The sequence below is a fragment of the Aestuariivirga sp. genome (assembly GCF_044238155.1).
Lineage (GTDB): Bacteria > Pseudomonadota > Alphaproteobacteria > Rhizobiales > Aestuariivirgaceae > Aestuariivirga.
This window is the reverse complement of record NZ_JBIIDX010000123.1, coordinates 1-10553: the sequence shown is the minus strand read 5'-3', so window position 1 is coordinate 10553 and position 10553 is coordinate 1. Positions and strand designations below refer to the sequence as shown.

The following is a 10553-nucleotide window of genomic DNA, read 5'->3' as shown; positions in this document are numbered from 1 at the left end:
GGCCGAGCCTGAAGGATTCCGGCCGCACGAACAGGATGGCCCTGTCTCCGGCCTTCAGGGCCTTGGGGTTGCGGCCGCGCAGCAGCCCATGTGCCGTCTCGATCTGCGCGAACTCGCCCTCAGCCCGCGCCACCCGGCCGGCAAAGGGGTTGTTCTCGCCCACAAAGGACGCAACGAAGGGCGTGTCCGGGTTGTCATAGACGGTCTTGCCGTCCGCCACCTGCTGGATGACGCCGTCCGACATGACCGCGATGCGGTCCGACATGGTCAGTGCCTCGCCCTGGTCATGGGTGATGTAGATGAAGGTGATGCCCACCTGCCGCTGAATGGCGCGCAGCTCGTTGCGCATGTGCTGGCGCAGCTTCAGGTCAAGCGCCGACAGAGGCTCGTCGAGTAGCAGCACCTTGGGCTGTACCGCCAGCGCCCGGGCAATCGCCACGCGCTGCTTCTGGCCGCCGGACAGCTCGCTCACCAGCTTGCCCCCCTGGTCGGGCAGGGCAATCAGCGACAGCAGCTCCTCCGCCTTCTTCATGCGCTCGGCGCGCGAGACGCCGCGCACCCGCAGCCCATAGGTGATGTTCTCGGCAACCGTCATCAACGGGAAAAGGGCCAGATTCTGGAAGATCAGCGCCGTCGGCCGCCTGTTGGGACCGATGCCCGACATGTCCTGGCCCCCAATCCTCACCCGGCCCGCAGAGGGATCGAGAAACCCCGAAACCGTCCTCAGGATAGTGGTCTTGCCGCAGCCTGACGGCCCCAGAAAGGAAAAGAACTCCCCACCCCGGATATCAAGCGTCGCATCGTCCACCGCCGTGAACTGTCCGAACTTTACCGTAACATGATCGAGCTCAACGCCGGCGCTCATGCGCTCCCCACCCCTGAATACAAAAGACTGGCCGTCTTACGCGGCCTCTTTAGCCGACTTTCTATCGAAGCGGCTGCAAATTCAAGTAGAACCAATCACTGGCTGAAAAAGAACCAGCCCCAATTTCGGGGCTGGTTCCATGTCGTGCAATTGACCGTACTGATCAGGCGGCCTTGAACTTGTCCGCATACTGCGTGCGGAGTTCGGCAAACCATGACGGCTCCGGCGGACGGTTCCAGAGGTTCTTCAGCGCATCGCCCGGATAGGCTTCCTGGAAGTTCTTCTTCGCAGCGTCCGAAAGGAAAGCATCGGCGCCCGTGACGACCGGGTTGTAGCCCGAACCGTCGGCAACTGCGCCGGAAACTTCCGGGGTCTGCAGGTATTCGAGGAGGGCATAGACCTGATCAATATTCTTCGCAGCCTTGACGAGCGACAGGCCGTCGAGCCACGCGATCGCGCCTTCCTTTGGTGCCTGATAGGACACGGGCTTGCCTTCCTTCTTGAGCGACAAGGCAGGACCATCCCAGGTCTGGCCGATCCAAACGTCGTTCTCCATCAGTCCCGACTTTGTGTTGTCGGCCGAGTCCCAGAACTGCTTGATCCAGGGCTTGTGTTCGATGGCGAAGGGCAGGATCTGGTCGTAGATCTTCTTCATCGAATCCGGATCCTTGAACGCATCGAGCATGCGGTTCGAGGGCAGCTTGCCGGAGGCGTCCATCCACAGGCCGATGCCGAGCAGCAGCGAGTGCGGACGGCCCTGAACATGGCCCTTAACGTCCTCGGCCCACAGAGAGCCGAAGCTCAGGTCAGCGGGGTTGCCCTTGTAAAGGTCGGTGCGCCACGAGATGGCCTCCGAGCCCCAGCAATGCGGCAGGTGATGCAGGCCGCCATCCCACGTCCAGACGCTGCTCGAAGCCTCAAGCATGGACGGCATGACATTGCCGATGTTCTTCATCTTGTTCGTGTCGAAGGGTGCGAGCACGCCCAGGTCCTGGAACTGTGGCGCGCGGTCACGCGTCGGCTGGCAGAGGTCGAAACCTTCGCCGCCGGTCGCCTGGAGCTTGTTGATCTGCTCCTCGTTCTGCGAGAAGGGGGTCTGGTTGACCTTGATGCCCGTGGCCTTCTCGAAGTTCGGGATCACCGGATCCGGGAACTCGTCCGACCACATCAGCAAGTTGATCTCGCCCGAGGAGGAGAGCGCATTGCGGGTATAGAGTGGACCGGCCAGACCCACCGCGCCCAAGGCAGCGGCGGATTTCAGCAGTGTGCGGCGCGAAAGCGCCGCGGCGCGCATGGTTTCCTGCGCAGAAGTAAGCTTCGTCATTCGTGACATTCCTCCGTGTTCGCTGGGGCAGAAGCGCCCGAGCGTCGTCAAAAAAACTCCCCGGCCGGTTGATCCGGCTTCTTCTTTCATTTCAACAGAATATGACGATCATGCGACGGCGTGCAATGGGCTTGTTTGGCTGGTCCCATGAGGCATCACCCACTGGCAGCGGAGTGGGTTAGGCGGCCACCCGGTTCCGGCCGCCTGATTTGGCCTCATACAGCCTGGAATCCGCCCGGGCGACCAGGCCGCTGGTACCCTCACCATCGGTTAGTTCCGCCACCCCGAACGAGGCGGTCACCCGGAGCATGGTGTTGGGCGCGCCAGGCTTTTGCCAGACCTGCTGTTCCAGTTGGGCCTTGATGTGGGCGGCCACCTTGCAGGCGTTTTCCAGGGGAGTGGCGGGCAGAATCACGGCGAATTCCTCGCCGCCATAGCGAGCCACAGTGTCGCGGCCCTTCACATTCCCCGAGAGGATCCTGGAAAACCACTTCAGAACATCGTCTCCTGCCGGATGACCATACCGGTCGTTGATGGCCTTGAAATGATCGATGTCGGCGAGGATGAGAGACAGTGGCGGGCCACCGCTGCGGCAGGCCGCCACCTGAGATGACAGGACCACGTCGAAGCCCCGCCGGTTCTTTAGCCCGGTCAGCGGATCGCTGAGCCCCTGGGCCTCGGCCGTTGCGAGATTGTTCTTGAGGCGTTCGATCTGGCGCTGCGAGGTTTCGAGGTTGGCCTGCAGATTGGCCGTGCGCGCCTTCATCTTGTCGTTCTCGATCATCAAATATGAGATGATGATGCGAACCTGTTCGGCCTTGAGGCTCTCGTGCAGGTCATCACGTGCGCGCTCGAGAACATTCGAAAAGTTGCCGTTGGCCTCGGCATGTTGGCGCAGCAGCGCCAGAAGCTTGCTGACCTCAAGCTGAACCGCGTTGCCATCCTCTGCGCTCGACATGAGGGATGTGGCAGGCCCTTCCGCTGGCGGAGTGGCGCTCGGGCCTGCCGCGGGCTGCTTCTTCACTACGTCTCCCACCGTGCTGATCAGCGTGATGGCCAGCAATAGCGTGATCGCAGCCACCTCCAGGGCCTTGCCATAGACAGGCTGGCCGGGGCTGTTAACCAGATAGAGTGCAGCAAGGCCCGTGATACCGGAGACCACCGCAAGAAGTATGCGCAGCATCGACGTCATGGGGCGCCGGAAAAGTGAAAACCTGGGCGACACCTATCGGGCGCACCTTGCCGCAAGCTTGCTTTGTCTGATCTGGCAAACTTCCGCGTGACGCAGCCCCCTGGCCCCGGTAACTTGCCCCCGAAGTCATGCCAAGGGGAGCTTTCGCATTGCGCAAGAAATCCAAGACCATCATCACCTGCGCCATTACCGGATCCATCCACACGCCCTCGATGTCGCCTTATCTGCCGGTCACGCCGGACGAAATCGCGGCGCAGGCCATTGCCGCTGCCGAGGCCGGCGCTGCCGTCCTCCATCTTCATGCGCGTGACCCTGAAAACGGCAGGCCCTCACCGGCTCCCGATACCTACAATGCCTTCCTGCCGCGAATCAAACAGTCCTGCGATGCCATCGTGAACATAACGACGGGCGGCGGCCAGGGCATGAGCATCGATGATCGCATCGCTGCCGCGGAACGCTTTTCGCCCGAGATGACGTCGCTCAACATGGGGTCGATGAATTTTGGCCTTTATCCAATGCTTAACCGCTACAGCGACTTCAAGCATGACTGGGAACGCGCTCACCTGGAGGCATCGAAGGACGCGATCTTCCGCAACACCTTTGGCGACATCGAGAAAATTCTCGAGCGTCTCGGCAGGGGCCATGGCGTGCGCTTCGAATTTGAGTGCTATGATGTGGGGCATCTCTACACGCTCGCCCATTTTCTTGATCGCAAGCTGGTGACGCCGCCGTTGTTCGTACAGACGATCTTCGGCATCCTTGGCGGGATCGGCCCTGACCCGCAGAACGTGCTCACCATGCGCGAGACGGCGGAGCGCCTGTTCGGCGACCAGTATCACTGGTCGGTCCTCGCTGCGGGCCGCTTCCAGCTTCCCTTCACCACCATGGCGGCCACGATGGGCGCCAATGTGCGGGTTGGGCTTGAGGACAACCTGTTTCTAGGCAAGGGCCAGCTTGCGCCATCCAATGCGGCACTTGTCGCCAAGATCAGGCACATTCTCGAAGAGCTCTCGATCGACATCGCCACGGCAGACGAGGCCCGCGCCATGCTGGACACCAAGGGTGCTCAGCACGTGAAATTCTGATCTGCTGTCTGGATTGAGGATCATGCCGAAGCGCGTCATCGTCATAGGTTCGGGTATCATCGGCTCCTCCGTCGCCTATCATCTGGCCAAGGGCGGCGCCAAGGTGACGGTAATCGAGGCGGACGCGCCGGGCGGACTCGCCACGCGCGCCAGCTGGGCGTGGATCAATGCAAGCTGGGGCAATCCGGAGCCCTATTTCCAGCTGCGCATGCGTTCCATTGCCGAGTGGCGGCGCCTCGCGGGTGAGGTGCCTGGTCTGCACGTCGACTGGTGCGGTGGCTTGATCTGGGATCTGCCGCCTGCGGAACTTGATGCCTATGCGGCCGAGCGCGCGGCCTGGGGGCATCCCATCCGCCGGGTAAGCCGCTCTGAGATTGGCGACATCGAGCCCAATCTGACCCAGCTGCCGGACCATGCCTATCATGTTGCGGGAGAAGGCATGCTTGAGCCTCTTGCCACGGCCCAGGCCCTGCTTGCTGCCGCGCAGGCGCGGGGCGCCGAGGTAATGGCGGGAACGCCGGTCAGATGGCTGGTCGAGTCGCATGGCCGGGTCTGTGGCGTGATGATCGAGGAGGGCGTGATCCATGCCGACGAAATTGTGGTGGCTGCCGGGGCCGCCACTGCCGCTTTGCTGGACAGCCTTGGCATCATGCTTCGCTTGACGGCGCCGGCGGGGCTGCTCGCGCACAGCAGGCCCGCCCCGCGGTTGCTGACCGGCCTTGTGATGACGCCCGGCCTCCACCTGCGCCAGACCAGCAGTGGCCGTTTGGTAGCGGGCACTGACTTTACCGGAAATGACCCTGTGGACAGTGCTGAAGCGCTTGCCGAGGAGCTTCAGTCCAAGGTCGAAGGAATGGTGAAAGGCGCGCAGGGGCTTGGACTGGACGGCTTCACGATCGGCTATCGACCCACTCCGGCCGACGGATTTTCGGCAATTGGCCGGCCGCAGTCCCGCGACGGGCTTTACACCATCGTAACCCATTCCGGCGTGACGCTGGCGCCAGCTCTGGGTCAGTTTGCCGCGCAGGAGATTCTCACCGGGATGCGCGATCCACTCATCGCGCCGTTCGGCCCAAGCAGAGCGAGCCTGATATGAGCATGCAGCCATTGAGAGATGCCCCGCGCAGTCTGCTGGCCGGGGTGCGGGCCGTGCTGACCGACATCGACGACACGCTGACCCTGCATGGCAGGCTTCCGGCCGAGGCCTTCGATGCGTTATGGAGCCTGCGGCGTGCGGGGATAAAGGTTGTTCCGATCACCGGGCGGCCAGCTGGCTGGTGCGACATGATTGCGAGGCAGTGGCCGGTCGATGGCGTGGTCGGTGAGAATGGCGCCTTTTATTTCCGCTACGATGAGACCGAAAGGAAAATGATCCGGGCCTATGCCCAGACTGCTGATGAACGCCGCGCCAACGCGGCGCGCCTCTGGGCGATTGCGCGAAAGGTTCTGGCAGAGTTTCCAGGCACCGCCATCGCCTCGGACCAGGCCTATCGCGAGATCGATGTGGCGATTGATTTCTGTGAGGATGTTCCACCGCTGCCAATCGCTGCCGCGCAGGAGATTGCGGCTGCCTTCCATCGTGAAGGTGCAATGGCCAAGGTTTCCTCGATCCATGTCAACGCGTGGTACGGGGCCCATGACAAACTCACCATGAGCAGAACCTTTCTCGCCGATTGTTTCGGCATTGATGTCGACCGTGACAATCAATCGATTGCCTATTGCGGAGATTCTCCCAATGATGCGCCGATGTACGCAGCCTTCAGGTTGGGCATCGGTGTTTCAAACATAAGGCCCTATGTGAAGATCATGGCGCATTTGCCGCGTTATGTGACGGCTGGCGAGGGTGGGCATGGCTTTGCTGAATTCGCCGCCGCCGTCCTTGCCGCTCGGCAGGCTGCGGCATGACGTTGCAGGACACGCGGTGATGGAAACGCTTGCGCTGCTGCTTTCCTACAAAGGGCTGGTGGTTCTGGTGGTGCTGGTGCTGCTGCTGGTGGCCGAGCGCATCTGGCCGGTGGCGCTGGCGTTGGGCGGTCTGCGGCGTGTTGCGAAAAACCTGTCGCTGGCCGGGGTGAATGCCGTGCTGTCATGGGCCGTGGTCGTGCCCCTGTCTGCATTTGCAGTCTCCTACGCATTTGACTGGCGGCCGGCCTGGTGGAGCGGCTGGCTCGGTCTGGGTCTTGATCTCGTGCTGCTTGATTGCTGGATCTACTGGTGGCACCGCGCAAATCATGTCTGGCCAGTACTCTGGCGCTTCCATGAGGTGCATCATCTTGATGAGTTCCTCGATGCCAGCTCTGCCCTGCGCTTTCATTTTGGCGAGGTGCTGCTGTCCTCCCTGGTGCGGGCGGGGGTGATCATTGTGCTGGGCGTGCCGCTGATCAGCGTGATCGTGTTCGAAACACTTCTGGCCGTCTCGGCCATGTTCCACCACTCCAACCTACGCCTGCCACCGCGCCTTGAGCGGGCGCTGTCCTTCCTGATTGTCACGCCCTCGATCCACTGGGTGCATCACCACGCCCTTCGTCGCGACACCGATTCCAACTATTCGGCACTGCTGTCGCTGTGGGACCGGCTGTTTGCAAGCCGCAGCGCCAGCCGACGCAGCCCTGAGATGCCGATCGGGGTTGAGGGGTTGCATGACAGCGGTCTTACGCGTTTGATCGCACGGCCCTTCGGCGAGCGCTGAGGCGCGCAACTGGCATGCCGCATGCATGCTGGTCGCAGGGAGCGATTTTGCCCGGGGCGCGCATCCCGTTTTGGGACGCCCCGGGCGATGAGCGAGGAGATGGCCAAATATGGGTAAGCCGGTCGTCATTCAGGACAGGGATGCCATGGTGATTGCCTTGCGAGAGGCCCGCCTGGCCGAGGCAGTTCATTTCGAGGCTGCCCGCGACCTCCGCGATTCAAAGTCGCTTCGGCTACAGATCCTGAAAGACGATCTTCTGCCGGCTGTTCAGGCCTCGCCGGAGGCCAGGGCGCTGTTCGACCTCACTCTTCTGCCGGGCGAAACACCAAAGCTGTGGATTGATCTGACCTCCTATGTGGTCATGGAGCCTGACCACCGCACCTACCGGTTCCTCCAGGACCGTCAGGATGAGAGGGAAGTCTTGCTTGAAACTGCTGATCGCGACGCCGCTGCGGCGGCCATTCGCCGCCACATGGCCCACCGGCTGGTAGTCCGGGAGCGGCAGGCCGCTGCCTTGCCGCAGGCTGCCGTACCGTCCGGCTATGGTCTGGCATCGCTCGTTCTCGCCTGGCTTTCGGGCCTGTCGTTTGGCGCCCTCGCTATTCTTGCGGCGGTACTTTATTTTAATGGCATAACATTATGATTTATAACTTCTATTACTAAACTGAATTCGTCTGTTACAATTTGAAACAACAATTGATTTCCTCCGACTTGGCGGGGCTGATACGAAAAATTATGGGTTAATGGGCATTCCTCCGGCAGTTAGGGGTGGGGTGTGGACGGCGGACATAGTAAATGGGGTTCGATTTGATGCAGAGCGCTTTGAAGCGGAGCGACGACGCCGCATCGGCGGCTGTGCCGACGCCCACATCAAATCGGAGCCTCGTTCAGAATCTTGCCGGTTTCGACACGCTCGCGGAAGGCCTCGACTACGCGGCGCGCGGCGTGACCGGTTTCAACTTCTTTTCGGCGCGGGGTGCCCTCAATTCAGTCCTGCCTTATTCCGACTTGCGTCGCCAGGCGGTTGGCACTGCGCGCCGGCTGCTGTCTCTCGGGCTCAACCGAGGAGACCGCGTAGCCATCGTGGCCGAGACCGGGCCAGACTTCATGTTCGTTTTCTTCGCGTGTCAATACGCCGGCCTCATAGCCTGCCCGCTGCCCTACACCATGTATATCGGCGGGAAGGAGCCCTACATCGATCGCGTCGCGGGCATGCTCGCGGCGGCCCGCGTTCAGGCGGCAATCTGTGGCGATGATCTCAAAGGCCATATTTCTGTGGCTGCCGGGCGGGCAGGCGTTGCGCATGTGTTGACCCATGCAGAGCTTCAGGCCCTGCCTCAGGCTGCATCCAAGCTGGAGCCCTTTGGCCCGGATGAAGCCGCCTATATCCAGTATTCCTCGGGCTCGACCTCGAACCCCAAGGGCGTGCTGATTTCTCAGCGCGCGATCATTGCGAACGCCCGCAGCATTCTGCGCGAGGGTTTGCGGACGACCGCCGATGACCGTGGCTTCTCCTGGCTTCCGCTCTATCACGACATGGGGCTGGTCGGTTTCTGCCTGTCGCCAGTTCTGGGCCAGGTGAGCGTCGATTTTCTGGCTACGTCCGCTTTCGCCCGCAGACCAGCGCTCTGGCTCAAGCTCATGTCGGAGAACAAGTCCACCATCACATACTCTCCGAGCTTCGGTTACGACCTGGCTGCCCGCCGCATCAATGGTGAGGCTTCGAGCCTTGATCTCTCCCGGTTGCGTGCGGCAGGTATTGGCGGCGACATGGTGCGCCCCGACGTGCTGGAAGCTTTTGCAGAAAGGCTGGCAGTGGCCGGCTTCCGGAGCGAGGCCTTTCTGCCAAGCTACGGTATGGCGGAGACGACGCTTGCCATTTCATTTGCTGACGCTCCCCGGCCCATCCGGATTGATGCGGTGGACCGCACGGCTCTGAAGTCCGAGGGGCTGGCGGTTCCTTCGTCAGGTGGAAATGTCCGGCGTTTCGTCGCCTGTGGCCGTCCGCTCGCAGGCAGCATCGTCGAGGTAAGGGATGCCGAGGGCCGGGTGCTGGACGAACGTCGCGTGGGACGGGTCTTCGTGCGGACACCGAGCCTGATGGATGGTTACTTCCAGAGCGATGAAGCCACCGCCGCCGTTGTCGGTCCGGATGGTTTCCTTGACACCGGCGACATGGGATATTGGCTGGCGGGGGAACTGGTCATCACCGGTCGCGCCAAGGACCTGATCCTGCACAATGGCCGCAACATCTGGCCACAGGACATTGAATGGTCGGCCGAGCAGATCGAGCCGTTGCGGGACGGCGATGTAGCGGCTTTCGCCGTCGAGACTGACCTTGGCGAAGACGAGGTCGTGGTGCTGGTCGAGTGCCGCCTTAAGGATATGATGGCCGCCGAGGCCTTGCGCCATGAGGTTGCTGCCGTGGTGCACCGGAGCGCTGGCGTTGACTGCCGTGTGGTTCTTGTACCGCCCAAGAGCCTGCCCTTCACGTCTTCAGGGAAGCTTTCACGCGCGTTGGCACGGCAGAAGTTCCTGTCTGGTGAAATCGCCGAATTGACCGTGGCCTCGCTTGCCCCGGCACAGGACGGCCTTGAGGCCGCACTCTGACCCCGGGCGCCGTAAGCCGGGGCTTGCAAGGTTCATGACGGAAACAATCGCGATTACCGGTGCGACCGGTTTTGCAGGGGGTCATCTTGTGGCCGAGCTCGTGGCGCGTGGCCAGCGTGTGCGTGCGCTGGTTCGCAAGCCTGGCTCTGTGGCTCTGCCTGCTGGCGTGGAAACAGTCGTGGGCAGCCTGTCTGATCATGAAGCGCTGAAGGCCCTGCTCAAGGGTGCTGATGCAGCTGTTCACTTGGCGGGAGCAATTGCCGCGACCACGCGCGAGGGCTATTTCACGGTCAATGCAGACGGAACCCGCGCAGTCATCTCTGCGGCGCATGCTGCCGCACTTCGACGCCTCATCCATGTTTCCTCGCTGGCTGCGCGTGAACCGCATCTGTCTGCCTATGCGGCTAGCAAGCGTGCCGGCGAGGACCTGATTTTGGCAGAAATGCCCGCGCTCAACGCCATGATCATCAGGCCGCCCGCCGTCTATGGGCCGGGTGACCGCGGCACGCTGCCACTCATCCGGGCCCTTTCGGGCCCGATCGCCGCAATTCCGGGCCGCTCCGACTCAAGGTTTTCCCTCATCCACGGGCGTGACCTTGCGCGACTCATTGCCAATGCCATTGCTGCTGGCCAGCAGGGCCTACATGAGGTGAGTGACGGCAGGGCTGGCGGCTATGGTTGGGCAGATCTTGCCGCGGTTGCTGCCGCCTTGCGGGGCGGGCCTGTGCGGACTGTCTTCTTGCCGCGCCCCGTTGCCGAGGCCGTCGCGCATGGCGCAGAGGCTGTGG

At 62.2% G+C, this 10553-nt stretch carries 10 protein-coding genes; 7 read left to right on the top strand and 3 right to left on the bottom strand.

All coding sequences use genetic code 11. The features are described 5' to 3' along the window. The 3 genes from ACILRN_RS12650 to ACILRN_RS12640 all read right to left on the bottom strand — a co-directional run. Window positions 1-865 (bottom strand): ABC transporter ATP-binding protein (locus tag ACILRN_RS12650; RefSeq protein WP_395688812.1); only part of this gene is annotated, 865 nt, incomplete at its 3' end. A gap of 163 nt (window positions 866-1028) precedes the next feature. Next, entirely contained in the window at window positions 1029-2189 is a 1161-nt protein-coding gene (locus tag ACILRN_RS12645) for an extracellular solute-binding protein (protein ID WP_395688810.1), read from the bottom strand. A 178-nt stretch (window positions 2190-2367) separates the two neighbouring features. Further along, entirely contained in the window at window positions 2368-3381 is a 1014-nt protein-coding gene (locus ACILRN_RS12640) for a diguanylate cyclase (RefSeq protein WP_395688808.1), read from the bottom strand. Between the two features lie 128 nt (window positions 3382-3509). Between ACILRN_RS12640 and ACILRN_RS12635 the strand changes: the two genes are divergently transcribed. From ACILRN_RS12635 to ACILRN_RS12605, 7 genes are all read left to right on the top strand, one after another. Beyond that, a complete protein-coding gene (locus ACILRN_RS12635; protein ID WP_395688806.1) occupies window positions 3510-4466 on the top strand; it encodes a 3-keto-5-aminohexanoate cleavage protein in 957 nt (318 codons plus the stop codon). Between the two features lie 22 nt (window positions 4467-4488). Beyond that, a complete protein-coding gene (locus tag ACILRN_RS12630; RefSeq protein WP_395688805.1) occupies window positions 4489-5562 on the top strand; it encodes an NAD(P)/FAD-dependent oxidoreductase in 1074 nt (357 codons plus the stop codon). Between the two features lie 2 nt (window positions 5563-5564). Next, window positions 5565-6371 (top strand): HAD-IIB family hydrolase, encoded by an 807-nt coding sequence (locus ACILRN_RS12625; protein ID WP_395688803.1) that lies wholly within the window; start codon window positions 5565-5567, stop codon window positions 6369-6371. Further along, a complete protein-coding gene (locus tag ACILRN_RS12620; protein ID WP_395688801.1) occupies window positions 6316-7155 on the top strand; it encodes a sterol desaturase family protein in 840 nt (279 codons plus the stop codon). Before ACILRN_RS12625 ends, ACILRN_RS12620 begins: the two co-directional genes overlap by 56 nt. Window positions 7156-7264: 109 nt before the next feature. Then, entirely contained in the window at window positions 7265-7798 is a 534-nt protein-coding gene (locus ACILRN_RS12615; RefSeq protein ID WP_395688800.1) for a hypothetical protein, read from the top strand. A gap of 179 nt (window positions 7799-7977) precedes the next feature. Beyond that, window positions 7978-9765, top strand: coding sequence for a fatty acyl-AMP ligase (locus ACILRN_RS12610; RefSeq protein ID WP_395688798.1), 1788 nt, complete (start codon window positions 7978-7980; stop codon window positions 9763-9765). Between the two features lie 34 nt (window positions 9766-9799). Continuing rightward, window positions 9800-10553: NAD-dependent epimerase/dehydratase family protein (locus ACILRN_RS12605; protein ID WP_395688797.1), on the top strand; the 754-nt coding region annotated here is incomplete at its 3' end.